Annotated in this window: 24 protein-coding genes; 12 read left to right on the top strand and 12 right to left on the bottom strand. The window is 65.2% G+C overall.

The genetic code is table 11. The features are described 5' to 3' along the window. The first annotated feature begins 1 nt into the window (after nucleotide 1). A complete protein-coding gene (locus tag RMP10_RS07785; RefSeq protein WP_310569785.1) occupies nucleotides 2–2,482 on the top strand; it encodes an SMC family ATPase in 2,481 nt (826 codons plus the stop codon). Continuing rightward, nucleotides 2,479–3,456, top strand: coding sequence for a GNAT family N-acetyltransferase (locus RMP10_RS07780; protein ID WP_310569784.1), 978 nt, complete (start codon nucleotides 2,479–2,481; stop codon nucleotides 3,454–3,456). Before RMP10_RS07785 ends, RMP10_RS07780 begins: the two co-directional genes overlap by 4 nt. A gap of 9 nt (nucleotides 3,457–3,465) precedes the next feature. Here RMP10_RS07780 and RMP10_RS07775 read toward each other — a convergent pair whose 3' ends face one another. After that, the gene (locus RMP10_RS07775) at nucleotides 3,466–3,636 is read right to left on the bottom strand and encodes a hypothetical protein (protein ID WP_171225435.1); all 171 of its coding nucleotides are present in this window, start codon (nucleotides 3,634–3,636) and stop codon (nucleotides 3,466–3,468) included. Nucleotides 3,637–4,006: 370 nt separating this feature from the next. Here RMP10_RS07775 and RMP10_RS07770 point away from each other — a divergent pair, with 370 nt between their 5' ends. The 5 genes from RMP10_RS07770 (at nucleotide 4,007) to RMP10_RS07750 (ending at nucleotide 8,863) form a co-directional block, all read left to right on the top strand. Next, complete coding sequence (locus RMP10_RS07770) at nucleotides 4,007–4,420, top strand: 6-carboxytetrahydropterin synthase (protein ID WP_309669305.1); 414 nt, start codon at nucleotides 4,007–4,009, stop codon at nucleotides 4,418–4,420. 61 nt (nucleotides 4,421–4,481) lie between these two features. Continuing rightward, complete coding sequence (gene folE, locus RMP10_RS07765; RefSeq protein WP_345785785.1) at nucleotides 4,482–5,069, top strand: GTP cyclohydrolase I FolE; 588 nt, start codon at nucleotides 4,482–4,484, stop codon at nucleotides 5,067–5,069. Continuing rightward, nucleotides 5,069–5,779 (top strand): SDR family oxidoreductase, encoded by a 711-nt coding sequence (locus tag RMP10_RS07760; RefSeq protein ID WP_309669303.1) that lies wholly within the window; start codon nucleotides 5,069–5,071, stop codon nucleotides 5,777–5,779. Before folE ends, RMP10_RS07760 begins: the two co-directional genes overlap by 1 nt. Before the next feature lie 115 nt (nucleotides 5,780–5,894). Continuing rightward, nucleotides 5,895–8,198, top strand: coding sequence for a prolyl oligopeptidase family serine peptidase (locus RMP10_RS07755; protein ID WP_310569783.1), 2,304 nt, complete (start codon nucleotides 5,895–5,897; stop codon nucleotides 8,196–8,198). Nucleotides 8,199–8,206: 8 nt separating this feature from the next. Then, entirely contained in the window at nucleotides 8,207–8,863 is a 657-nt protein-coding gene (locus RMP10_RS07750; protein WP_310569782.1) for a hypothetical protein, read from the top strand. Nucleotides 8,864–8,865: 2 nt separating this feature from the next. Here RMP10_RS07750 and RMP10_RS07745 read toward each other — a convergent pair whose 3' ends face one another. The 4 genes from RMP10_RS07745 to RMP10_RS07730 all read right to left on the bottom strand — a co-directional run bounded on the left by RMP10_RS07745 (nucleotide 8,866) and on the right by RMP10_RS07730 (nucleotide 12,975). Then, nucleotides 8,866–10,746: a long-chain fatty acid--CoA ligase gene (locus RMP10_RS07745; RefSeq protein WP_310569781.1), complete on the bottom strand. Its 1,881-nt coding sequence runs from the start codon at nucleotides 10,744–10,746 to the stop codon at nucleotides 8,866–8,868. A 114-nt stretch (nucleotides 10,747–10,860) separates the two neighbouring features. Next, nucleotides 10,861–11,706, bottom strand: coding sequence for a hypothetical protein (locus RMP10_RS07740; protein ID WP_310569780.1), 846 nt, complete (start codon nucleotides 11,704–11,706; stop codon nucleotides 10,861–10,863). Beyond that, nucleotides 11,703–12,470 (bottom strand): ParA family protein, encoded by a 768-nt coding sequence (locus tag RMP10_RS07735; protein WP_309669294.1) that lies wholly within the window; start codon nucleotides 12,468–12,470, stop codon nucleotides 11,703–11,705. Before RMP10_RS07735 ends, RMP10_RS07740 begins: the two co-directional genes overlap by 4 nt. Before the next feature lies 1 nt (nucleotide 12,471). Next, entirely contained in the window at nucleotides 12,472–12,975 is a 504-nt protein-coding gene (locus tag RMP10_RS07730) for a tetratricopeptide repeat protein (RefSeq protein WP_309669293.1), read from the bottom strand. A gap of 166 nt (nucleotides 12,976–13,141) precedes the next feature. On the opposite strand from RMP10_RS07730, the gene RMP10_RS07725 reads away from it, so the two are divergent. Continuing rightward, complete coding sequence (locus RMP10_RS07725) at nucleotides 13,142–13,675, top strand: phosphoribosyltransferase family protein (protein ID WP_310569779.1); 534 nt, start codon at nucleotides 13,142–13,144, stop codon at nucleotides 13,673–13,675. A gap of 20 nt (nucleotides 13,676–13,695) precedes the next feature. Here RMP10_RS07725 and RMP10_RS07720 read toward each other — a convergent pair whose 3' ends face one another. Together RMP10_RS07720 and ligA are read right to left on the bottom strand one after the other, a co-directional pair. After that, nucleotides 13,696–14,241 (bottom strand): hypothetical protein, encoded by a 546-nt coding sequence (locus tag RMP10_RS07720; RefSeq protein ID WP_310569778.1) that lies wholly within the window; start codon nucleotides 14,239–14,241, stop codon nucleotides 13,696–13,698. 79 nt (nucleotides 14,242–14,320) lie between these two features. Further along, entirely contained in the window at nucleotides 14,321–16,345 is a 2,025-nt protein-coding gene (ligA, locus tag RMP10_RS07715) for an NAD-dependent DNA ligase LigA (RefSeq protein ID WP_310569777.1), read from the bottom strand. 83 nt (nucleotides 16,346–16,428) lie between these two features. On the opposite strand from ligA, the gene RMP10_RS07710 reads away from it, so the two are divergent. Continuing rightward, nucleotides 16,429–16,728: a YtxH domain-containing protein gene (locus RMP10_RS07710; RefSeq protein ID WP_310569776.1), complete on the top strand. Its 300-nt coding sequence runs from the start codon at nucleotides 16,429–16,431 to the stop codon at nucleotides 16,726–16,728. Nucleotides 16,729–16,743: 15 nt separating this feature from the next. Here RMP10_RS07710 and RMP10_RS07705 read toward each other — a convergent pair whose 3' ends face one another. After that, nucleotides 16,744–17,568, bottom strand: a complete 825-nt coding sequence (locus RMP10_RS07705) for a hypothetical protein (protein ID WP_310569775.1) — start codon at nucleotides 17,566–17,568, stop codon at nucleotides 16,744–16,746. Between the two features lie 9 nt (nucleotides 17,569–17,577). On the opposite strand from RMP10_RS07705, the gene RMP10_RS07700 reads away from it, so the two are divergent. The 3 genes from RMP10_RS07700 (at nucleotide 17,578) to RMP10_RS07690 (ending at nucleotide 20,836) form a co-directional block, all read left to right on the top strand. Further along, nucleotides 17,578–18,906, top strand: coding sequence for a thymidine phosphorylase (locus RMP10_RS07700; protein WP_310569774.1), 1,329 nt, complete (start codon nucleotides 17,578–17,580; stop codon nucleotides 18,904–18,906). 75 nt (nucleotides 18,907–18,981) lie between these two features. Continuing rightward, complete coding sequence (locus tag RMP10_RS07695; protein WP_310569773.1) at nucleotides 18,982–19,227, top strand: hypothetical protein; 246 nt, start codon at nucleotides 18,982–18,984, stop codon at nucleotides 19,225–19,227. A gap of 163 nt (nucleotides 19,228–19,390) precedes the next feature. Further along, nucleotides 19,391–20,836: a cytochrome c peroxidase gene (locus tag RMP10_RS07690; protein WP_310569772.1), complete on the top strand. Its 1,446-nt coding sequence runs from the start codon at nucleotides 19,391–19,393 to the stop codon at nucleotides 20,834–20,836. Nucleotides 20,837–20,925: 89 nt separating this feature from the next. On the opposite strand, the gene gyrB is transcribed toward RMP10_RS07690, so the two are convergent. The 4 genes from gyrB to RMP10_RS07670 form a co-directional block, all read right to left on the bottom strand. Continuing rightward, nucleotides 20,926–22,890 carry a DNA topoisomerase (ATP-hydrolyzing) subunit B gene (gene gyrB / locus RMP10_RS07685; RefSeq protein ID WP_310569771.1) on the bottom strand — a complete coding sequence of 655 codons (1,965 nt, stop codon included), beginning with the start codon at nucleotides 22,888–22,890 and terminating at the stop codon, nucleotides 20,926–20,928. A gap of 151 nt (nucleotides 22,891–23,041) precedes the next feature. Continuing rightward, nucleotides 23,042–23,356, bottom strand: a complete 315-nt coding sequence (locus RMP10_RS07680) for a DUF721 domain-containing protein (protein WP_309670570.1) — start codon at nucleotides 23,354–23,356, stop codon at nucleotides 23,042–23,044. Next, nucleotides 23,353–24,501 (bottom strand): DNA replication and repair protein RecF, encoded by a 1,149-nt coding sequence (recF, locus tag RMP10_RS07675; RefSeq protein ID WP_310569770.1) that lies wholly within the window; start codon nucleotides 24,499–24,501, stop codon nucleotides 23,353–23,355. Before recF ends, RMP10_RS07680 begins: the two co-directional genes overlap by 4 nt. Nucleotides 24,502–24,514: 13 nt before the next feature. Then, nucleotides 24,515–25,294, bottom strand: a complete 780-nt coding sequence (locus tag RMP10_RS07670) for an enoyl-CoA hydratase-related protein (RefSeq protein WP_310569769.1) — start codon at nucleotides 25,292–25,294, stop codon at nucleotides 24,515–24,517. Nucleotides 25,295–25,365 lie beyond the last annotated feature (71 nt).

Genomic DNA, 25,365 nt, shown 5'->3' with positions numbered 1-25,365 from the left:
CATGCGACTGATTTCCCTTCGATTACAGAACTTCCGTCAGCACGCGGACACTCGCATCGAATTCGAGCGAGGCCTGACCGGTATCATCGGTCCCAACGGCTCGGGAAAGTCGACGCTGCTGGAAGCGATCGCGTGGGCGTTGTATGGCACGCCCGCCGCGCGCGGCACCCGTGATTCAATTCGTTTCTCGCGGGCGCTGCCGCGCGCCTCAGTACGGGTTGAGTTGGCGTTCGAGCTTGCCGGACATGCCTACCGCGTCGTGCGGGGCTTAACCAACGCAGAAGTTTTTCTCGACGGGAGTGACATACCCGTAGCGAGCACCATATCGGGAAGCACCGAGTTTCTTCAACGGCGACTCGGCATGACGCGCTCGGAATTCTTTCACACCTACTTTACGGGTCAGAAGGAACTCGATGTCATGGCTGCGCTCGGTCCGGCGGAGCGGGCGCGATTCCTTTCTCGGGTGTTGGGCTACGATCGGATCAGCGGGGCACAAGAGATTGCGCGCGAACGGCGTCGGGCGCTCATGGCTGAGATCAATGGATTGAAACAGGGCATGCCCGACGCCGATGCGATCTGGCGCGGTGTAGCGGACGCCGAGGCCCGACTCGCCGTGGCCCGAACACGTGCCGCCGAAGCCGAGGTGGCGCGCGTCAGCACGTCCGACCGGCTGAGCGCCGTGGCGCCCCAGTGGCTCGATGCGCAGACGCAGCGCGATCAGATGCAGCAGCTGCTGGCGGAGCTGCGCGTGGCCGAGAGCGAAGCAATGAGCTTCGCCCGCGAGGTCGAGCGGCTCGATCGTGAACTCGACGCCGTGGCCCTCGCGCACAACGAACTGGCGCCGTTGCGGCTGGCGATTCTGCCGCTGCTGTCGTTGCGCGCGGAACTGGAGTCGCTCGAACAGCTCGCGGCCGCCGATGCGCGACGGCAGGCGCTGATGGAGCGGGTGCGCACGGTGGCAGAGGAAGATGCCAAGCTTGCCGAGCGCGCCGTGCGTCTGGAGTCGGCGCCGACGCTGGAGCGTGATACGCAACTGCAGCTTGCGACACTGCGCGGCACGCTCACGGAGACGGAGCGGACGCTCGACGCGGAGAGCAAAGCCTGGACCAGAGATGGTCAAGAAGCGGCCACCCGACTTGAAGGACTTCGAGGACAGTATGCGGAGCTGTCGGAACAGCGCGACACGCTCGAGGGACTCGGTGAGGAGTCGCCGTGCCCGACCTGCGGGCGGCCGCTCGGCGCGTCGTATCGCGGGGTGCTCGAGCTGCTGAACGAGCAGATCGAGACCGTGCGCATCGATGGAAACTACTACCGTCAGCGCGCCGAACAGCTCACCGCCGTCCCGGCCGCCATTGAGGCGATGGACGAACAGCGTCGTGCCATGCAGGCGGAACTGTCGGCGGCTGAGCGTCGGTTGTTGAAGATTCAGAACGCGCTCACCGAGGCCACGCAGGTGGCCGATGCGCGTACCGAGCTCGCCGCGCGACTCGCGCAAGCCACCGAACAATTGGCAGCGCTGCCGCTGGGCTACGACGCGCTGCGCCATCGCGCCCTGCGCGACGAGGTGGTGCGATTGCAGGAGCTTGAAACGAAGGCGGCGCGTGTGGGCGGTCTCGTGGAGCGCGAGGATGTCACGCGCACGGAGCGCCTGCGCGTATCGGTCGTGCGTGATGCGGCGCGTACGAAGGTCGTGGAGCTCGAGCGTCAACGCACCGCGTTGGGTATGGATGACACATCGTATCAGCGCGTGCGTGACGCCCACGAGCGCGCCGCCGCCGAAGCCCGTCGTGCTGAGCTCGATGCGGTCAGTGCCGCGGGCGAAGCGGAGCGGGCGCGGGCCGCCCTCGATAGCGCCGAGCAGGGCCGGCGCGATCTCGCGAGGCTGCAGGAAACGCTCGACGCCCTTGAGAAGGACAAACAGTTGCATGACGAGCTCGATCGCGCGCTCACCGACCTGCGCACCGATCTCAACTTCCAACTGCGCCCGGAACTGGCCACCATCGCCAGCGGCTTCCTCGGCGAGCTTACCGACGGACGCTATCGTGAACTCGAGTTTGACGAGGACTACCGCGTCTTGATCATGGAAGACGAGATTCCGAAACCCGTGATTTCGGGCGGCGAGGAAGATTTGTGCAATCTCGTGCTCCGGCTGGCAATTTCGCAGATGATCGCGGAAAGAGCTGGACAGGCATTTTCCTTGCTGATTCTCGATGAGGTGTTCGGTTCGCTCGACGAGGGTCGCCGAGCCAATGTTGTCGATTTACTCCGAAACCTTCACGGCCGATTCGAGCAGGTCATCGTGATCACGCACATCGAGCAGGTCCAGGAGGGATTGGATCGCGTACTCATGGTCGAGTATGACGATTCACGCGGATGTAGTGTCGTGCGCACCAGCGCGCGCGCGCACAGTGTCGATCCGTTCGGTACCGCCGCACTCGCTGCAGAGTCGAGCGGCGATACGCTGTCGCCGGTGCACGCATGACCGTGTCGTCGCGCACGTGGCGTAACACCCGTCCGCTCGAGGGACCGATGGTGGCCACCGTCGAGGATATCCCACAGCTCAACGAGGTGTTCGCCGAAGCGTTCACCCAGCGGTATCGCAAGGACGGTATGACTGGCGTGCGCGTGCCGCCGCTGAATCCAGCGATCTGGCGCTACGCCATCGAGGATGCGGGCGATGGTGCGCTCTGCTGGCGTGACGAACGTGGACGCATTGCCGCCTTCAACATCGTGCATCACTCGGGCACCGAGGGCTGGATGGGGCCGCTATGCGTCCGCCCTGACAGCCAGGGCGCCGGACTCGGCAAGATCATCGTGCAGAGTGGTATGCGGTGGCTGCGTCAGCAGTCGGTGAAGGTGATCGGACTCGAGACGATGCCGCGCACGATGGACAACATCGGCTTCTACTCGAATCTTGGCTTCGTTCCCGGACATCTCACGGTCACGCTCACGCTCGATGCGGCGTTGGGGGAGCGGGGGCCCGAGCTCCTGTCGCGGTTGTCCGCACTCGAGAAAGAAGCCGCGATTGCCGCCTGCCGCGAGCTCACGATGCGCGTGATGCCGGGGTACGACTTCACGCGTGAGCTCGAACTCACCGACCGCTTAACGCTGGGCGATACCATTCTGATGGGGCCGCTCGACGCGCCCACCGGTTTCGCCGTGTGCCATACGGCGCCGCTGGTCGAAGGTCGGACGCGGGAAGAGCTGCGCGTGCTCAAGCTCGTGCTGGCCCGCCGAAGCAGTCTGCCGCAGTTGCTGGGCAATCTGGCGGATCTGGCGCGGCGCACGGGGACACGTCGCGTCGCCATTCGATTGCAGGGCGACTATCCGGATGCGTACCGCACACTCGTCGCGCTGGGTGCGCGCGTGCGGTGGACGGACCTGCGGATGAGCGCCTACGGCTGGAGCGAGGTCCCGCCCGTCGACGGCATGGTGCTCTCGAACTGGGAGATCTAGGACCGCCCGCTAGCGCTTCTGGTCGGGACCGGAGGGCGTATCGCGCACGACGATGCGCCAGATAATGAGAAAGACGCCGCCGGTAAGCATCAGATGGATCCAACCGGGGGCATCGGTCGTATAGGTGATACCGCCCCATGCGACGAGCATCACGATTCCGGCAAGCATGTAGAAGTCCATCCTGTAATCTCGCATTGCGCGCGCCGTGGCGCACCATGTACAATATCGGCGTGTAGTACGACCCCTCCGGCGTCGATACTCGACCAGTGTGCGGGGCGGAGAGAATTACCTCTTGAGCCGATAAGTCCTAAGAAAAGGTCCGACAGACTGCGTTCACGTCATGCCCCAGTGCGGGGAAGGCGACCGCGTGGTGAGGACCTTATCAGTATTCTTTGGGCTTCAAGACCTCCTCTTCGTTCCGTATCTTTAGCGAAGGCCCTGCCAATCGGCGGGGCTTTCGTGTTTTCAGGGACCGACCCGGTTGCCGAGGCGCACGGGGGGTACGAGTTTGGGGATGGAACCTCTCCCCCTTTTAGGCTGTTCGGTCGATATGCCTATCGTCACCGCGACGCGACTGCTGCGCTTCAACGCCGCCCACCGCGTTCACAATCCCGCCCTCTCCGACGAGGAGAACACCCGCCTGTTCGGCAAGTGCAATAACCCGAACTGGCACGGTCACAACTACACGCTCGAAGTGTCGGTCAAGGGGCCGATCGACGAGCGCACCGGTTATGTGATCGATCTCGGGATGCTGCGCGATACGGTGGAACGGCACGTGGTCGGTGTCACCGACCACCGCAACTTCAACATCGACGTGCCCTACATGCAGGGCGTGAACCCGACCACGGAAAATGTGGTCGTGGGCATGTGGCGCGTGCTGGAACCCGTCGTGGCGCCCGGGAAGCTGGTGCGCCTGCGACTCTGGGAAACCGAAAATAATTATGTCGACTACGAGGGGGAGTAAAAACGTGATCCGACCGACAATGGCGGCGCGCGGAAGCATGGCGACGGTCGATCCCGACGACATGGAGACGGACGACGCGACGCAGGTGGAATTCGAAGGGCTCATCCGCCGACAGCTCGAGCTGCTTGGCGAGGACCCGATGCGCGATGGGTTGCTCAAGACGCCGAGCCGTGTCGCGAAATCGATGGCGTGGCTCACGCGCGGCTACGATCTCGACGCGCGCCAGGTCATCGGTGACGCGATGTTCGAGGAGAATCACGAGAACATGGTGATGGTGCGCGACATCGAGATGTATTCGATGTGCGAGCATCACATGCTCCCGTTCTTCGGCAAGGTGCACGTGGCGTACATCCCCAACGGCAAGATCGTGGGACTGTCCAAGCTCCCGCGCGTCGTCGAAGTATTTGCGCGCCGGTTGCAGGTACAGGAGCGCCTCGGTGAGCAGATCGCCAACGCGCTCGACGAAGTGCTGCAGCCCAAGGGTGTGGGCGTCGTGATCGAAGCGGTGCACCTCTGCATGATGATGCGCGGCGTCGAGAAGCAGAGCTCGCGCACGATCACGTCGTCGCTGCGCGGCCTGTTCCGTGACGACTCGAAAACGCGCAGCGAGTTCTTGCGCCTGGCGCACGGTCCGTCGGCCGCCTTCTGATGCTGCACGGCGTGTCCGCCGTGATAACCGGCGCGTCGCGAGGCATTGGCCGAGCCGTGGCCGTAACCCTCGCGGCCGCCGGTGTGCAACCGTTCCTGATATCCCGGTCGGCCGCCGATCTTGATGTAGTCGCGGCCGAGATCGGCGCCGGCGCCGTCGCTGTGCCATGCGACGTCACCGATGCCGCTGCGGTGGAGCGTGCGGTGGAGTGCATCCGCGCGCATCGCAGGGAGGGGCCGTCGGTGCTCGTGAACAACGCCGGCGTCTTTCCGATCGGTGCCATCGAGAGCATCGATCCCGCACGCTTCGAACAGACGCTGCAAGCCAACCTCCTGGCGCCGTTTCGCTTTCTGCATGCCTTCGTGCCGCACATGCGGGCGGCCGGACGCGGCCACGTGATCACGATCGGCTCGGTGGCCGATCGCAGCATCTACAGCGGCAATGGCGCGTATTCGGCCAGCAAGTTCGGCGCCCGTGCACTGCACGAAGTACTGCGCGAAGAGCTGCGCGGCAGCGGGGTTCGCGCCACGCTCATTGCACCGTCGGCCACGGATACACCGATCTGGGATCCCATCGACCCCGACAACACGCCAGGCTTCCCGCCACGGTCCGCGATGCTGCGACCCGAGGACGTAGCGGATGCCGTGCTGTGGGCGGTGACCCGGCCGGTGCACGTCAACGTCGACGAACTGCGCCTCAGTCGGGCCTGAGGCGCGAGCCGCTCGGTCCGGCCGGCGGGCGACTCGCCGAACGTCGCCAGCGGCTACAGCTTCAAGGCGGTGCACGTCCGCCTGAATGCCTCCGTTTGACTTTCCCGACCGACTCATGCCCGTCTTCCCCTCCGCACGCGCACGCCGCGCGCTACGTGCCACGGCAACCAGTATTGCGTTGGCCCTCGCGGCCATCGCAGGTCCCTCCCGCCTCGCCGCGCAGCGCACCGTACCTTCCGCCGCGCTGACGCCGGCCGACCTGCTGGACGCGCGTACGGTGTCGGCAGGCGACTACTCACCCGACGGGAAGTGGCTGGTCGTTCGGCTGGCCCGCCGAGGCGATGGCTTGGGGTTTGTGGCGGCCCGCGATGGCGATCCGAGCTACACGCGCCCGGCGCCTTCGCGTCTGCTGCTCCTGAACACCGCGACCGGGGACACGACCGCCATCCTCAGTTCGCCGCGCACGATCGGGACGCTCGCCTGGTCGGCGCAGAGTGATCGCCTCGCGATCGCCACCCGAGACACTGTTCCTCAACTCTTGATCTGGGATGCCGCCAGCCGTCGGCTTCGCGTGCAATCGCTCTCCGGTGCACGCTTGGCCGAGAACAGCGATCTGTCATGGACCGACGACGGACGGCTCGTCCTGGCGATCCGCGAACGGCAGTGGTTACCCGAGGTAAAGGCGCGTTTCGACTCGCTCGTGCGGGGGCCGATTTCGGTGCAGGTCGGCACCGAACCATTTCTCGCCTGGGACGCGCTGCGCCGGCTCGGCAACCGCGCCATCGTGGTGGCACTGACACCCGCCACGGCCCGTCTTGATACGCTCATCCCCGCGTCGCAGATCACGAGCTGGAACATCGCGCCCAATGGCCAGCGCATCAGTTGGCGAGAAGACCGGAACGCCAAGACGAACTACGATGGCGGACCGAGTAATGAATCCCGCCTGCTGGCACGACGCGTGGGCGATGGCACACGCGATAGCGCCCGCGTGGTATTCGCCTCGATGCGTGGTGTCACGCTCCTGCACGCCGCCGATGGCGAGCGGTACGCGTTCGGCCGCGACGGCGCGATCTATGTCGCGAGTCTCACCGACACCACGCCCCGCCGGCTGATCGGTCCCGCCCCCCGTGCGCGCGGCGACAGCGCGCGCAGCACGGCACCGCGTGACTCGACGGCGCGGACCGCCGAGGAACGCTACACGCTGGTCGGCTTCTCGCCGACGGGAGGCGATGTCGTCGTTGCATCGCGCACAGGGCTGCACCTGGTTCGCGTCGCGGACGGCGCGCGCAACACGATTGGTGCGGTCACCGACACTATCCGCGGGCCGCGCTTCACGCTCGCCGATTGGAGCCGCGACGGGCGCAGTCTGCTGGTCAGCATGTCGTCACGAAGCACGTGGAACCGCGCGCTTCTCCGCGTGAATCTGGCCCTGAACCGCACGGAAACCCTCGTAAGCGACGGTCGATTGTACGGCGCGCCGAAGCTGAGCCCGGATGGTGCGCGTGTGGCCGTCACCATCGGCGAGAACGGCCGTCCGCCGGACCTCTGGCTTGGTGATGCCGTGATGTTCAGACCGAAGCGCGTCATTGAGTCGAATCCCCAGTTGGCCTCACGCGCGCTGCCCACCACGCAGCTGGTGGAGTACCTCGACGCGGACGGCCGAGCGCAGTTCGGCGTGCTCACGCTGCCCGCTGGCGTCGGGCGCGCCCTCCCCACCGTGTTCAGTGTGTACGAAGACTTCTTCGACGACAGCTTCGATGCCACCACGATGCTGCTGGCGAGTCGGGGCTACGCCGTGATGAAACCGTCGGTCACGTTCGAGACCGGCTATCCTGGCGAAGCGTGGCTGAAGGGCGTCACGGCGAGCGCCAACAAGCTCATCGAAATGGGTGTGGCTGATAGCAGTAAGCTGGGCGTGCACGGCACGAGCTACGGTGGTTACGCCACCAACCTGCTCATCACGCAGACCAATCGCTTCAAGGCGGCGATCAATATTTCGGGCAAGGTCGATCTGGTGTCCTTCTACACCGACTCGCCTCGGCTCGGTGTGCGCAACATCAACGCGGCCGAGAAGACGCAGGATCGCATCGGCGCCACGATGTGGGAGCAGCCGCAGAAGTACGTACAGCACAGTGCCGTGATGTTCGCCGACCGGATCAAGACGCCGCTGCTGCTTGTCACGGGCGGAGAAGACCACAATGTGCCGGCGATCAACACACGCGAGATGTATTTCGCGCTGCGTCGGCTCGGGAAGCCGGTGGAGTGGGTGAACTACACGAACGGCGGACACGGCATTCCCATGACCAATGCTGCCGAGTTTACCGACTGGCACAATCGTCTCACCGGATGGTACGACCGGTATCTCAAGCCGGCCACAGCGACCGTGCCCGCGTCGGACCAGCAACCACTTCTTCGCTAGTTTCCGGTATGCAACGCGATCTGCTCGATGCCCTGCGCTGTCCCGGCACCCACGAAGAAAGCTGGCTGGTGGCCATGGTCCTCGAGGCCAGCGGCTCGACGTTGCGTGTTGCCGAACTGGCCTGTCCAGTGTGTGGCGCGGAGTTTCGGATCGACGACGGCGTGGCGTACTTCACGAGCCCCCCATCGCTCGCACCGCATACGCCCGCGGTGCCCGCCGAGCCGTATACGAGCGATATGGTGCTGCGACTGGCGGCGCTGTTGGGTGTGGCCGAGAGCCAGTTGCCGGTAGCGTTGGTTGGTCGGTACGCGGCCGCCAGCGGCGTGCTGGCGTCGTTTGTATCAGCACCGCAGCTGTTGATCAACAGCGCACCCGCGATCCATACCGCGGATGCGTCACGCATCATGGTCGCCGATCGCCTGCCGCTCGGTGTGGAGTCGCTGGCCGCGATCGCAGTCGATGCCGCCCACGCCAGCCCCGCCTTTCTCGAGAGCGCGTCACGCGCGCTGCGTGTAGGCGGCCGTCTGGTCGCACCAGCCGATGCGCCGCTCCCCGACGGCATGCGCGAGCTCGCGCGTGATGACTCGGAGTGGGTCGCGGAAACGACCATGCGCGCCAGCGGCCTGATCGAACTCCGCCGCCGCGCACCTGAATCGGTGCTGTAAGGCTACTCCTCGTACAAACGGTCGATGAGCGGCTTGTAGGTTTTGTCGACCACGCGACGCTTCACCTTGAGCGTCGGCGTGAGTTCGCCCCGCTCCACGCTGAAGTCGTGCTCGAGCAGCGCGATCTTCTTGGGCGTCTCGTAGCTCGCGAGGCCGGCCAGCTGTGTCTTCACTTCCTTCTCTATCTTCGCGTTGATCGTCGGCATGGCCAGCAACTCGGCGCGGCTCGTCCACACGATGCTCTGCGAAGCGGCCCACTTCTCGAGCTGATCCCAGTTCGGCACGATGAGCACGACGGGGAACTTGCGCTTATCACCGATCATCACGGCCTGCGACACGTACTTGTTGGTGCGCAGCATGTTTTCGATCGGCTGCGGCGCGATGTTCTTGCCGCCCGCCGTCACGATGATGTCCTTCTTGCGGTCGGTGATGCGCAGGAAGCCGTCGGTCAGTTCGCCGATGTCGCCCGTGTGGAACCATCCCTCGTCATTGATGGCGTCCTTCGTGGCCTCGGGATTGTTGTAGTAGCCGCGCATGATGTGTGGTCCGCGCGACAGAATTTCGCCATCGGCGGCGATCATCACTTCCACGCCGGGGATCGGTCGGCCTACGCTGCCCAGCCGGTAATTCTCGAAAGTGTTCGTCGAAATCACTGGCGACGTCTCCGTGAGGCCGTACCCCTCGAGGATGATCAACCCCGCCGAATAGAAGAACTTTGCGATGTCGGGTGAGAGTGGCGCGCCGCCGGACACGAAGAAGCGCAGGTTCCCGCCGGTGCGTTCCTTGAGCTTCGAGAACACGAGCTTCTGTGCGAGCCCGTATTGCATCGCCAGTAGTCCGCCGGGTTCGCGGCCGGCCAGCTTTTCGTCGGCCCACTTCTCCCCGACATTCTTGGCCCAGAAGAAAATGCGCTTCTTCAGCGCGCCGCCCGCCACCGCGTTCTCCACCACGCGCGCGTAGATCTTCTCGTACAGTCGCGGCACCGACATCATCATCGTCGGCTTCACTTCGCTCATGTTGACCGGCACCGTGTCGATCGACTCGGCATACGCGATACGCACGCCATTCGTGAACAGGAAGTAGTCGCCGGTACGTTCGAAAATATGACTGAGCGGCAGGAAGCTGAGTGCGAGGTCGCTCGTGCTCACGTGGAGCGTCGTCTTCGTGGCGATGACGTTCGAGTACAGGTTGTCCTGCGTGAGCATCACGCCCTTCGGATTGCCCGTGGTGCCCGACGTGTAGATCAGCGTGACCAGCTGATCCGGCGTCACCGCCAGCGCGTCACGTTTGAACGTGGTCGCGCGCTCGGCGTTGTCGACCGCGGCACCCTTGGCTTCGATGTCGGCGAGCGTGAGATCACAGCCGTCGGCGGTGGTGGCGGCGAAGCCGATGATCCATTGCAGGCCGGGCACTTCACTGCGAATCGACGCGACCTTACGTGCCTGATCGGCGTTGGATACGAAGATGGCACGTGCTCCCGAATTGTTCAGCAGATAGGGCAGCTGATCGGCGGGGAGTGTGGGATAAATGGGCACGTCGGTGATCGCGCTGCAGATGCAGGCGAAATCCGCGATCAACCACTCCGGGCGGTTCTCCGACAGAATTGCCACACGATCCTGCGCGACGATCCCCATCTCGGCGAGGCCGAGCGCCGTGCGGCGCACGCGATCCATGATGGTGCGGTGAGACATCGGCTCCCACACTCCGCGCACCTTCGTGCTCAGTGCATCGACGCGGTCGAACCGCTCGACGGCGTCGAAGAACAGCGCGTTGATCGTGCCGTGCGGCGGACGCGGGCCGCCGGAGGCGTAGCGTGACGAGGCCGGCAGGCCGTTCATCGTCACGTTCAGGGCAGGGTGGGAATCAGCCGTGACCGAGGTCATCGCCATCTCCGAGTGGAGCGAAAGGCAGGGCAGAGGCGCATCGGTACAACGAACCGGAGCGACGCCAGGTGGGATGAACTGAAATTGCCCCCGGACGTCGTCTGGCGGGAGTCCTCAGGACGATCCGGACCCACGTCGAACGGGGGCCGTGATCCGCACCGGCGATCCCTTGAGCGGCTTCCCCCTGTATGTCACAGTTGCGCGGACCACGACGGACTCCGTGTCGGCGCCGCCCGGAAATCGCAGGGCGCGCACGCGTACACGGCGGCCAGCCACACCGCTGTCATCGGTCGTGTCGAGCGTACTGGCCCGTCCCTGATCGTCGATCAGATACGCCGCAGCCGTGGTGTCGTTGGTCGGATTGACCGGATTCAGCAACTCGAACCGCACGGGCCACGAGCGCACACCGGTAACCGCCGTCGCCTCGAGATGACGCACCGTGACGGTAAGCGCCTTGGTCGAGTTGCTATCGAGACCTCGACGGCCCGTATCCGGCAGGGAGGTGCCAAGAACATCCGTGAGGCTCGTGCCGTCCACCGAGTCTGGGCGGGTCACGACGCGAATGCCGCGCAATACTTGCAGCGATCCGCCAATGCGTGCCGCAATCCGCTTGTCTCCCGAGACGAGCTTCTTCGCGACGACGACGCCGGTGGCGGAATCGATCGCGAGCGCCGAATCGATGTTGAAGTCGGCGTACAAGTACCGCGGCGCGGCATCGTCGATCACGTCGCCGCGCACGTTGAAGACACGGGCGCGCACCGGCGTCACGACTCCATCGATGTTGCGCAGCGTGTCGCCGACCACCACCGACGGTGACGGGAATGGATCGAGTTCGATGGCCGCCGCTTCGTTCGGACCGAGACCGACCTCGGAGCACGCCGTGCCGATGCCGGTGGCGGCCATGACGGCCGTGACGATGAGCGCACTGGCGCGACGACGCGCACGGACCGACGGTGTCACGCGAAGCGCTCGGCCAGCCGCGTGGCGATGTTCACGTACGCCTGGCTCGCCGCGTCGGCCGGATTCCGCAGCACGACGGGCTGACCGGCGGCGAAGGCGTCGGCCGTGGCGGGCGTGCGCGGAATCGGCGTGTCGAAAACGAGATGCTGTGGAAGATGTTCGCGCACGTAGTGTACGACACGCTCCGACGCCGGATTCCCCTGCTCGAACATCGTGAGGAGGATCCCTTCGAGCGTGAGCTCATCGTTGATGCTGATCACGTCCTGGATCGCGCGCAGAATCTGCGGGGTCGTCTGCAAGGCGAGCGGCTCGCACTGCAGCGGCACGACCACGTGCTGACTGGCCGCGAGCACGCGTCGGGTAATCGCGCCAAGTCCCGGTGGCGTATCGACCACGACCACGTGACAGCGTTCGCGCGCCATGGCGAGCAGATCGGCCAACACCGTACTCTCGCCGACGCGATGCTGAAAGTCCGAGTGGTCCGCCGACTCGCTGACACTGCCGGCGAGAATCACGCGAAGCCACGGCAGCGCGGTAGGCAGGATTACTTCGCGCAGCGCTTTCTCGCCGCGCAGATAGTCATCGAACCCGACCGTGGGATGTCCCCGGCGCAGGCCGACGCCATACCGCACCGCTCCCTGGGGGTCGGCGTCAATCAACAGCGTCTTGAGCCCGCGGCGCGCGAAGGCGACCGCCAGATTCACGGCGGTGGTCGTCTTCCCGACGCCACCCTTTTGGCTCACGATGGAGAGCACGCGTCCCACGTCAGCCCTCGTCCGTGTAGGCCGATCCATCGTCATCGCCGGAGCGCGCTGATGGATCCTGATACTGGCCGTCGGAATCGTCCGGGGCACCCTGCAACTGCGCCAGCGTGCGCTCGGCGTGGGCACGGAACCGTGCGGATGTCGGATCCTGTTCGGTACTGAATTGGAGGAACGACTCGAGATGCATAGCGGCGTGCGCCGTGTCTCCCCGCTTCAGGAGCAGAAACGCCAGGCCGTAGTGGGCCCCCGGCGATTCTGCATCGAGTTGCAGGGCGCGACGATACGTCCGAATGGCCTCTTCGGGCTGCCCGGTCTTCGAGAACGCGATCGCGATATTCTGCAGAACACCGAGGTCGTCGGGTCGTTCGCGCAGGGCGAGACGATACGACGTCAGGGCATTTGCATAATCGCCGCGCGACTCGAGATCGAGCGCTTCAGCCAGGAAGTCCGTGTGGCGCGGATCGCGCCCGGACGAGCCGCCCACGAGGCGGCGCCACCAAGTCATGCGCTCGCAGTGGATCGGAGAAAGAAAAAAGGAGAGCTGCGATCGATGCGCTAAGCTATCGGGACAGCGCGTTGCCAACAAGTTGCCTAACCCGTTGTCGGGGGAATATTCCCCCCGTGGGGCTACACTCGGTGTACACTGCGGGATCCCATACCGGAGCACCACGATGACCGCACCACAGCCGTACGCACCTGACCCGTCCAAGGGCGTGATGATCGTGGATTGGCCGCTTTTCGGGGAGCTGGCCCGCGCCCTCGCCGTGCGCGTGGCCCGCGAGTGGGCGCCGGAACTCGTCGTCGGTATCGCGACGGCCGGTGTCGTGCCAGGCGCGGCGGTGGCGGCCATTCTCGACCTGCCGTTCCATTCGATTCTGGTGTCGCGGCGCTACAGCGCTTCGCCGGTGCGCGACACGCCGGCGGTGTTCGGCGCGGCGCCGCTCGAAGTGCGGGGCAAGCGCGTGCTCGTCGTGGACGAGACCTGCGACTCCGGCCAGACGATGCGCCTGGCGGTCGCCGCGGTCGGAAACGGCGGCGCCCAGGAAGTGCGCACCGCCGTCAGCTTCAAGACCGGCAGTTTCGCCCCGGACTACTTCGCGCTGGCGACCCAGAGCATGATCGTCTTGCCGTGGGACCGCGAAATCCTGATCGACGGCGAACTCCGACCCAACCCCAAGTACGCGGGGCTTATCCCCGACGTGTGAGCCGTCGGTAACCAGCGCCCTCAGGCGCTGGTGGCCGCCCGCTCGTAGGGGATGCCGCGTTCCATCGCTTCCCAGACGTAGTTGAGCACGTCGATCGAGCCAAGCAGGAAGCGGCACTGCCCTTCGGCGGCGGAATCGGAGGTGACTTCGAGCACCGAGATCGGGGCGTCGGCTAGCCGTCCGAAGAAGCCAGCGAACAGCCCCGTGGATACCGGGCAGCCCTCGGCCTCGGCCGCCGCTTCGCCCCAGTTGTTCGCGTCGAGTACCATCACCGCTTCGCTCAGCGACGAGAGGTGGACCAGCCCCCAGCCGATCTCGAAGAAGTACTCCCGAAGCAGGATCGGAAATCGGCTGTCGAGTAAGTCGTCGGGGCCATGCTCGCTGCGATCCGCCAGCCACGCCGAGAAGTGGTCGAACAGCGCCTGCCCTGCGGCATAGCCCGCGTCACGGACGGCATCGACCGGAACGGCCGGATGCGCCTGCTGCGTGGACCGGCGAAGCCCGTCGAAGAATTCGACCGGCACCGTGACGGTGCGGGTAGTCAGGAAAGGAAGCGAAGTGCTCATGTTCCCGTGACGCTCGCCCAATGCAGCGGTCACGTCAAGCGGGGGCGGCGTGATGGACGATGCCGGGAGCGTATCGGTCTCATCGCCCGAACCGTCGGATCAGCTCGGCTTCGTCGATCACCTCGATGCCCAGCTCGACTGCCCTATCGAGCTTGCTCCCCGCTTCCTCGCCGGCCACGACGAACGTGGTCTTCTTGGAGACGCTACTCGTGACCCGACCGCCGGCCGCCTCCACCAAGGCGGCGGCGTCGGTCCGGGAGAGCGAAGGCAGCGAGCCGGTGAGGACCACGGTGGCCCCGGTCAGTGGGCCGTCGGCTTGCACCGCGTTCGGCTCGTCGAAGCGCACACCGCGCTCGCGCAACCGCTCCACCAGAGCGCGCGACGTCGGATCGTCGAAATACGACCGCACCGACGCGGCAATGATGTCGCCGATGCCGCGCACCGCGCCCAGCTGCTCCGGCGTGGCGGAGATGATCGCGTCCATGCTGCCGAACTGCTTGGCGAGCAACTGCGCGGCCTGGGCGCCGACATGTCGGATGCCGAGTCCGAACAGCAATCGCGACAGCGGCTGCTGCTTTGCGGCGGCGATCGCCGCCACCAGATTGTCGGCGCTCTTCGTGCCAAAGCGCTCGAGTGACACGAGCTGCTCCACCGTGAGGCCGAACAAATCGGCGAAGTCGGTGATGAAGCCCGCTTCGAGGAACTGCTGAATGCGCGCATACGACAGACCGTCGATATCGAGCGCGTCTTTGCTCGAGAAATGTACGAGGCCCTCGAGCTGACGTCCGGGGCAGGCGACATTCGGGCAATAGGTCGCGACGTCATCGCCGTACCGATGCGTGGGGGAGTCGCAGCGCGGGCAGCGCGGCGGCATGGTCCACGGCTGCTCGCTGCCGTCACGTTTCTCCGGCACCGGACCGAGCACGTAAGGAATGACATCGCCAGCGCGTACCACCTGCACCCAATCCCCGTCGCGCAAATCCTTCTTCGCGATCTGGTCGGCGTTGTGCAGCGAGGCATACGTGACCGTCGCCCCACCCACATCCACCGGCTCCAACACGGCGAAGGGCGTGAGCACACCCGTGCGTCCCACGCTCACGTCGATGCGGATCAGTTTCGTGACCGCCATGTCGGGCGCGAACTTGCGGGCAATCGCCCAGCGCGGCGTGCGATCGTTGCGCACACCGAGTTCGTCCTGCAACGACATGTCGTTCACCTTCACCACACCACCGTCGATCGCGAAGCCGAGTTTCGCCCGCGTGTCATGTTCGACGATGTGTGCCCACGCCGATACCTCGGCCATCGTGCGGCATCGCTCGCGGTGTGGCGCTACCGGAATGCCCCACGCGCTCAGTTGTTCGAGTAGATCCCACTGCGTGCGCGCGGGCGCATTGCCGTCGGGAAGCACGGCGGCATAGCCGAAAAACCGCAACGGACGCTGTGCGGTGATCGACGGATCGAGCTGGCGCAGGGCACCGGCGGCCGCATTGCGTGGGTTCACGAACACCGGTTCACCGGCCGCTACGCGTGTTTCGTTCATGGCCTCGAAGCCGGCGAAGGGCATGTAGACCTCGCCGCGTATTTCCATCAGTGGCGGATACCCGTCGCCCAGCAGCCTCAGCGGCACGCCGCGTATCGTGCGGATGTTCACGGTCACGTCCTCGCCCTCGGTCCCGTCGCCACGCGTGGTGCCGGTCACCAACACGCCATCACGGTAGGTGAGCGCGATCGCTGCCCCGTCGATCTTGAGCTCGACCGTATAGCCGCCTCTGTGCACCGACGCGCCCACCACGCGTTCGAGCGACTGCTCGAACGCCAGCAACTCGGCATCGTCGAACGCGTTGTCCAGCGACAGCATCCGCACCAGGTGTCGATGGGTCTGGAACGCGCTTTGCACTGGCGCACCCACACGGAGCGTGGGAGAATCTTCCGTACGCAGTAGGGGGTGCGACTGCTCGATCGCCTGTAGCTCGCGGAACAGCCGGTCGTAATCGGCATCCGAGAGCACAGGACGGTCGAGCACGTAATACTCGTGCTGCGCGCGGGCCAACAGATCGCGCAATTCCGCGGCGCGCTGTACGGTGGGGGATGGAACGACGCTCATATGCGGAATGTATCTCTTCTGGAGAGATGCGTCATCACGACACAATCACCGAATAATTCACGCGCTCCGGCGCGGGAGGTCGCATGTTCAACAGCAGCAAGCGGGATCGAATGGATGGTCGCGCACTCGGGCTGGGACTGCTCATCGGCGCCGCGATTGGTGCCGGCGCTGCCTTGCTGATGGCACCGGCGACTGGCGAACAGACGCGTCGCCAACTTCGGCGCAATGCACGTCGTTTGGCCGACCAGAGCGGCGACACGCTGTCCAATTGGTGGGATGATGCCGACGAATCGGCGCGTCGTCTGGCGCGTCGGGGCATGAAGGAGGGTCGCAAGGCGGCCGTGCGCGTCCGTGACCGGGCCCGCGACGTGGCGCCGTGGTAAGTTCGCCGCGCGGGCTTACGTGAGCTTCTTCAGCTCCTCGTCGGCCTGCTTGCGGTATTGATCGTCGTTCGCGTCCTGGAGCGGAGCGCGCAGTGCGGCCTGATAGGCGGCGCGCGCTTCGTTCCGACGCCCGGCGTCTCGGTACACGCGCGCCAAATCCAAATGGTGCACCAATCGATTGGGTTCCGCCGTCACGGCGAGCTCCATATACCGGATCGCTTCCGCCCAGCTCGCGCTGCCCAGCACTTGACCGCCCAGGAAAGCCTTGGCGACCGCGCGCGAGAATCCGTTCAGTCGCATCACCTCGGCATTCCACACGCCCAGCACGTGCAGCGCACCGGGATGTTTCGGGTGCAGCTGTAGCGCCCTCAGCGCCTCGTCGCGCACTTCGACTGCATACTTCACACGCTCGCGCGGATTCACCGCCAGCGCGGTGCGGCCCACTGCACGCGCCAGCTGAAAATGCCCTTCGGCATCGTTCGCATTGGCCGTGACCGCCCGTCGTGCATAGTCCGTCGCGCGCGCGTACAGCGCGGTACGAGTCTCGGGATTCTTCTCGAATTCGCCGAGGTCTACGGCTTCGCGCGCGGCCTTCCAAAGCGCCACGTATGACGTGGGCTCCGCTTTCACGGCTCGCTCGTAGTTGCCGAGCGCGGCCGACGGTCGACGCGCGACGCTCTCTCGATCGCCGGCGCTGAGTAGATCACTCACGCTCTGCGCGATGAGGAGGCGCGGAGCAAAGAGCAGTCCCGGCAGCGCGACCGATGCGGCCCCGACGGTGAGTCCGATCGCCCATCGGCGTGCGGTGCGGACGGCGAGGATGTAGGTTGGCTGCATCATGAGCACTCTATGTTGGCACGCGCACTGATCGAGCGAAAGCGCGACGGCGGTCGAATCACTCCCGCCGAGTGGCGCACGCTCATGTCGCAGTACGCGACAGACGAAGTTCCAGACTACCAGATGGCCGCCTTGGCGATGGCCATCTACTTCAACGGGCTCGATCGCGACGAGATCGGCGCGCTCACCGATGCCATGCTGCACAGCGGCGCGACGCTCGATCTCAACCATCTCACGATGGCACGGGTCGACAAGCATTCCACCGGCGGTGTGGGCGACAAGGTGTCGCTCGTTTTGGCGCCGTTGGTTGCCTGCCTTGGTGTCGCGGTACCCATGATGTCGGGCCGCGGACTCGGGCATACGGGCGGTACCCTCGACAAGCTCGAATCGATCCCCGGTTTTCGTACCGATTTGTCGTTGGCCCGTGCCACCGAGCAGCTGGAACGGATCGGCTGCGCGCTGATCGGGCAGACGCGCGAGATCGCACCGGCCGACCGCCGCTTGTATGCCCTGCGCGACGCCACTGCGACCGTGGAGAGCATTCCGCTCATCTCGGCGAGCATCATGTCGAAAAAGCTCGCCGAAGGCCTCACGGGGCTCGTGCTCGATGTCAAACGCGGCTCGGGCGCCTTCTTGCCGGAGCTCGACCGCGGGCTCGACTTGGCCCGCACGATGATCGAGCTCGGGGCCGATCACGGCTGCCCGGTGGTGGCACTCATCACGGCCATGGACCGGCCGCTCGGTCGGGCCTGTGGCAACGCCCTTGAGGTCGAGGAGTCGATCATGGCGCTCCGTGGCGAGGGGCCACCCGACCTCATGAGAGTCACGTATGCGCTCGGAGCCGAGATGCTGGTGCTGGCCGGCGTGGCCGCCGACCGCGATGACGCCCTTCGGCGCATGGAAGTCGCCATTTCAAGTGGACGGGCGGCCGCCAAGTTCCAGGAGATCATCGCGGCGCAGGGCGGCGACCCCAGAGTCATCGACGATCCGTCGATCTTGCCGCAGGCCGCCGAATGCGAGCTATTCCTGGCGCCCCGCGACGGTGTGATCGCGCAGGTGGAGCCCAAGGCTATCGGCCGTGGCATCACGGCACTCGGTGGCCAGCGCACCAAGGTCGAGGACGGCGTGGACCACAGCGTGGGCTTCGTCATCACCGCCCGACCCGGTGACATCGTGCGGGCGGGAGAGCCCCTCGCGACGATATTCGCCAAGGACCGAGCCGGGGTGGACGCCGGCCTGGCAGCCCTGCGCCGATCGATCAGCATCGGCGAAGAGGCCGAACCTCCGCTGCCCCTGATCTCGCATCGGGTCACCGAGGCGGGGGTGGAACTGTACGGCTAGTCCGGATACTTTGCAGGTGAGCCGCGCAGCGGCTGCCTTTTGATCACCGACGCTTTGCGTCCCCGTCGCCATACCATGATCGCTCCGAAGACGAACCGTCTGCTTAGTCTCGTGGCCGCCGCCGCGGTGCTGCCGCTTCTCGGCCTGTACGGCTTGTTGATGTATATCGCGACTCCGAGCCCGACGGGCGGCATGGAGCCGACGGTCACCACGGTCTGCTATATCGCGTTCACGTTCATCTTCGCGGCGCTGATCATCGTCGCGCTGAACTTCTCGAAGCAGCTCTCGCGCGAAGCCAAGGGTGTGTTCCTCACGCCGTAAGTCGGGCGAAGGGCGATAGGGGCGATAGGGCGCGGGATCTTCATGATCCCGCGCTTTTTTTGTGGTCCGACCCGTGAGCACGTAGGGTCCCGGCGCGGAATCCGTGTTCAGGATCACAACATGTGAACGTCAGTGCACGATCTCCACGGCCGAGACTTCCGCTATGCGCCACCTCAACATCCTTGCCCTCATCACGGTATCGCTCACGATTGGCGCATGCGCCGGTGACGCGACCACCAGTCCTGCGCAGATCGACACGCCGACGGTCACCCCCAACACCGAAGCGGTGACCGTGGTGTCGCCGAGTTCGACACAGGCGGCGATGGTCGGCGTACCGTTTGCGTACGATGCGACGAAGGGCGGCACGGCGTTCAGCGATCCGAGAAAGTCGGGGCTCACCTACACCGTGTCGTTCACGCCGGCGGTGAGTGGACTGTCGGCCGCGAACGGACGTATCGCCGGCACCGCCGCCGACCCCGGCGTCTACACCGTGACGATCACCGCGCGGGATAACAGCGGCAGCAGCGCGTCGCACAGCTTCGCGATCGTCGTGTTCGCCGGTGATCTCACGGCGCCGACGTTGCCGGCCACCGCACTCCTCTACGCTGACGCCAGCAATCCGCTGCCGCGACACTTTTCGCAGGCCGCGCCGAATGCCGGGAGCCCGATTGGCGCCGACAACACCCCGGCATCGAACATCACCACGAACGCCGGCGCCACGCTCGGACGCGTGTTGTTCTACGACCGTCGCCTGTCGGCCAACGACCGCGTGTCGTGCAGCTCGTGTCATCAACAGCAGTTTGCCTTCTCCGATACGGCCAAGCTGAGTCGTGGATTCACCGGCGGATTCACCGGCCGCCACAGCATGGGGCTGGCCAACGCGCGTTTCTACGCGAGTGCCCGGTTCTTCTGGGATGAACGCGCGGCGAATCTGGAAGCGCAGGTGCTGCAGCCCATTCAGGATGCCACCGAGATGGGCATGACGCTCCCGAACGTGATCGCGAAGTTGTCGGCCACCGCGTATTACCCGGCGCTATTTACCGCCGCCTTTGGCACGAGCGACATCACGAGTGATCGCGTGAGTCTCGCGCTCTCGCAGTTCGTGCGGTCGCTGGTGTCCGTGAACTCGAAGTTCGACCGCGCCTTCGGGGTGAACGGCGTCCCGAACTTCGCGGCGAGCTTCACGGCGCAGGAACTGGCTGGGCAGGATCTCTTCAACGGCCGCGCCGGCTGCGCCCGCTGTCACGGCACGAACGCGCACATCAGCGACGGCGTGCACAACACCGGTCTCGATGCTACGATCACCGACGTCGGGGCGGGGAACGGACGCTTCAAGTCACCGTCGCTGCGCAACATCGCCGTGAGACCGCCGTACATGCATGATGGCCGCTTCCAGACGCTCGAGCAGGTGATCGCTTTCTACGACACCGGCGTGCAGAACAATCCGGGGCTCGACAACCGGTTGCGTGCCGGTGGCGGGGGTAATGCGCCGCCGTTGCGGCTCAATCTGTCGGCGGCCGAGCGGGCGTCATTGGTGGCGTTCCTGGGGACGCTCACGGACAACACGTTCCTGACGGATGTGAGGTTCTCGAATCCATTCGGGCGGTAAGAACGCGGGTGCTTCACCGGACGTAAACGCAAAACCCGACACTCTCGTGAGTGTCGGGTTTTGCGTACGGACGTGCTGCAGCACTCGTACTAGATATCCAGGTTACTCACGAACCGCGCATTCGTTTCGATGAACAACCGGCGCGGCTCCACTTCGTCGCCCATGAGCGTCTGGAACGTCTGGTCGGCCAGCACGGCGTCATCCATCGTCACGCGGAACATCGTGCGCGTTTCCGGATCCATGGTGGTCTTCCAGAGCTGCTCGGGGTTCATTTCACCGAGACCCTTGTAGCGCTGGATCATGATATTGCCGCGGCCTTCGGGACCTCCAAGTCGCTCGACATAGCCGTCGCGCTCCTTCTCGGTGTAGGCGTAGTACTCTTCCTTGCCCTTGGCCACCCGATACAGGGGCGGCTGCGCGATATACATGTACCCAGCGTCGATCAGCTCCGGCATCTGACGGAAGAAGAACGTGAGCAGCAGCGTACGAATGTGCGCGCCGTCCACGTCGGCGTCGGTCATGATGATGATCTTGTGGTAGCGCGTCTTGGACAGGTCGAACTCTTCCTTGATGCCCGACCCGATCGCCGTGATGATCGTCCGGATTTCCTCGTTGTTCAGCACCTTGTCGAAGCGCGCCTTCTCGACGTTGATGATCTTACCGCGCAGCGGCAAAATCGCCTGGAAGTCACGCTTGCGCCCCTGCTTGGCCGAACCGCCGGCCGAGTCGCCTTCCACGAGATAGATCTCGCAGAGCGCCGGGTCGGAGAGCGAACAGTCGGCCAGCTTGCCGGGCAGGTTGGCCACGTCGAGCGCCGACTTCTTGCGCGTGAGATCGCGCGCCTTGCGCGCCGCTTCACGGGCCCGCGCCGCCGACATCGCCTTGTCGATGATGATGTTGGCCGACTTCGGATGCTCGTCGAGGTACTGCGAGAGCAACTCATTCAAGACGCTACGTACGGCGCCTTCAACTTCTGAATTGCCGAGCTTGGTCTTGGTTTGTCCTTCGAACTGCGGCTCCAGCACCTTGACCGACAGCACGGCGGTGAGTCCTTCACGGACATCGTCGCCGGACAAGCGCGTTTCCTTGTCCTTCTTGTTGAGTGTCGACTTTTCCTGAATGTACTTGTTGATGACCGTCGTCAGCGCGCTCTTGAAGCCAGTCAGGTGCGTGCCGCCTTCGTGCGTGTTGATGTTGTTCACGAACGAGAACACGTTCTCGGCGTAGCTGTCGTTGTACTGCAGCGCCATCTCGATGCCGATATCATCGCGCGTCGTGTCGATGTACACCACGTCCTGGTGCAGCGGCTTCTTGTTGCCAATGAGATACGTGACGAACTCCTTGAGGCCACCGCGCGCAAAGAACACTTCTTCGCGGGCCTGGCCGTCCTTCATTTCGTCGGGGCGCTCGTCGCGCAACGTGATCTGAATGCCCTTGTTCAGATACGCGAGCTCGCGAAGACGGCTGGCGAGGGTAACCCACTCGTAGCGCAGCGTTTCCTGGAAGATCTCGGCGTCAGGCTTGAACCACACGCGGGTGCCCGTTTCCTTCGCCGCGACACTGCGCATCACTTTGAGCTTCGTCTGCGTGATGCCACGCTCGAAGTCCATGTAATGCTCCTTGCCGTCGCGCTTGATCCACACCTTCAGCTGCTTCGACAGCGCGTTCACCACCGACACGCCGACACCGTGCAGACCGCCGGACACCTTGTACGTGTCCTTGTCGAACTTGCCGCCGGCGTGCAGCACGGTCATGGCAAGCTCGACACCCGGCATCTTCTCGACCGGGTGCATGTCCACGGGAATACCACGGCCGTTGTCTTCAACGGAAATGGAATCGTCCTCGTGAATGATCACGTGCACGCGGTCGGCATGGCCGGCCAACGCTTCGTCGATCGAGTTGTCCACCACTTCGTACACGAGGTGGTGGAGACCACGCGCCGACGTGGAGCCGATGTACATGCCGGGGCGCTTGCGGACCGCTTCGAGCCCCTTGAGAACGGTGATGCTGTTTGCGCCGTACCCGTTCTCGGGCTGTTCGCTGCTATTCGCCATGAGGTGGGGATATCCCGAAGAAATGAACCGCTGCGGCCATTCCACTGGCCTGCAAACACAACCCCTAAATGTACTCGATCCGGCCTCCGCAAGCAACTCGGCGGTTATACCGCAAGTTGTTGTTGTTGAACAACTTGCGAGCGAGGCGAGCTCAGCGCTGCAGCATCCAGCGCAGCCGGGTGACCGGGGGACGCGACGTGTCCCGGTTCAACGACCGCAGCAGGTCGGGCTCGAGGAACGTGAGCTCCTGCATCCAGGCGTGCGTCTTCACCATCACCACCAGCGTACCGTCCTGCTGCAGCAGCAATGGCTCGGTCACGGTCGCGATCTGCGCTCCCACCAGCGACGGCCATTCCGGAATCACCGCCGCCTGCGCCACCCGATCGGTGAGCCCGGCGTGCTGCAACACGGAGGCGAGCACATCGCCCAGCCTGGCGGGCGCGCGCTTTTTGGGATCGGAACTCATGCCGGCCTCAAGAGCGGTTGCAGCAGGCCGTCACACATGGCGCGCTGTTCGAGACGCGTGAACGCCGCCGGAATGTCTTCCACACGAGGCACCGCCAACAACACCTGCGAGGCGCCGGAATCTTCCAGCAACGCCAGCACGCGTCCCGCCCGCCCGAGGTCGAGCTCGGCGAAGGGATCATCCAGCAGCAACAAGGGCGCATAGCCCACCGCATCACGCAGCGTGGCCAGCTCGAGCAGACGCAGCGCGATCGCCGCACTCCGCTGCTGTCCTGCCGATCCGAACGTGCGCAAATCGCGACCGCCCAACAACAACTGCAGATCGTCGCGATGCGGCCCCACCAACGTGACGCCACGACGCAGCTCCTGCATGCGCTGCTGCGCGTAGGCCCGACGATACGCCTCGGCCTGCGCGTCGGCGCTCGTGAGCTGTTCGTCCTGCGTTTCACCGCCGGTTGCCGCGTACTTCATCACCACCGCTTGCCGCTCACCAATGGCGGCCGAGAGCAGTGTGAACCGCTCGCTGTGGTCGCGCACGAAGGCGTGTCGCGTGGCCGCCACGAAGCCGCCGTGTTCGGCCATCGCCGGTTCCCACACGCTCACCCGCGCCTCGTGCTCGGCGCTGCGCGCGCCGTCGCGCTGCGCCGTACGAAGCGCCGCATTGCGACGCAGCAGCGCGCCGCGATACAACTGCAGCGCCTGCAGGTACGCCCGTGACGACAGCGCCAGCATCACATCGAGATAGTGCCGACGCTCACTGGGACCACCGGCCACCAGCGCCACATCGGCCGGCGAGAATTCCACCGACGGCACCGCACCGAGCGCACTGGTCAGACGCGGCTGCTCCACGCCGTCGAGCGTGGCCCGTTTGCGTCGTGTGTTGCGCTCGAAGCCGACGGTTACCGTGTTGAACGCCGATGGGTGCGTGAGCTCGGCTCGCACGTGAAACGCCGGTGCACCGAAGCGCACCACGTCGGCATCTCGCGCCCCGCGAAAGGACCGCAACAACGCGAGATAGGCGACGGCTTCGAGCAGATTGGTTTTGCCGTGTCCGTTTTCGCCAATGATCACGAGCCCGGTCGAGGGGACCTCGAGGTCGAGCTGCGTGAAATTGCGGTAGTCCTTGGCGACCAGGCGGGCGAGCACGTCGGCGGGGCGATCAGCGCCCGGTGAACTGGGGAGGGCGCTTCTCGAGGAACGCGCGCATCCCTTCCTTCATATCGGCCGTGCTGGAGAGCAAGCCGAAGAAGTCGGACTCGATCGTGCATCCTTCTTCAAGTGGGACGTCCTGTCCCCGGTTCACCGCCTCGATGCACCCGGCGATGGCGAGCGGCGCGTTGGCCAGCATCGCCGTCAGCACGGCACGCACGGTGGTGATCAGTTCGTCGGGTGTCGTGACCTGATCCACCAGTCCGAGACGGTACGCTTCGGTCGCGTCGATCATATCGCCGGTGAGCAGCAAGCGGAGCGCGGCGCCGCGCCCGATTAAACGGGGCAGGCGCTGGGTGCCACCGTATCCTGGCACGATGCCCAGCTTGGCTTCGGGCTGGCCGAGCTTGGCCTTCTCGCTCGCGATGCGCATATGGCAGGCCATCGCCAGCTCACAGCCGCCGCCGAGGGCGAATCCATTGATGGCGGCGATGGTGGGCTTGGGGCTCGTCTCGAAGCGACGGAAGATCACCTGACCCGCCCGGGCACGGCGCTGCGCCTCCAACGGCGACTGGCTTTCGAGCTCCGAGATATCCGCGCCCGCTACGAAGGCGCGCCCAGCACCGGTGAGCAGCACGGCGCCCACGTCGTCGCGCGCGTTGGCTTCATCGATGGCCACTCCGAGTTCGGCGATGGTGGCATCGTTGAGCGCGTTCAGCTTGTCCGGACGGTTGACCGTGATCGTAGCGATGCGGTCGGAGACGTCGAAGGTCAGGAACTGATAGGACATGGCGGACGGGTGCGGAGCGGGGTGAAAAGTGGGGAACCTCAAATCTACACGGGGCGCTGGCATCGACGCTC

It is taken from the genome of Gemmatimonas sp., from assembly GCF_031426495.1.
Taxonomy (GTDB): Bacteria; Gemmatimonadota; Gemmatimonadetes; order Gemmatimonadales; family Gemmatimonadaceae; genus Gemmatimonas.
This window is presented reverse-complemented; position numbering and strand designations above follow the sequence as displayed.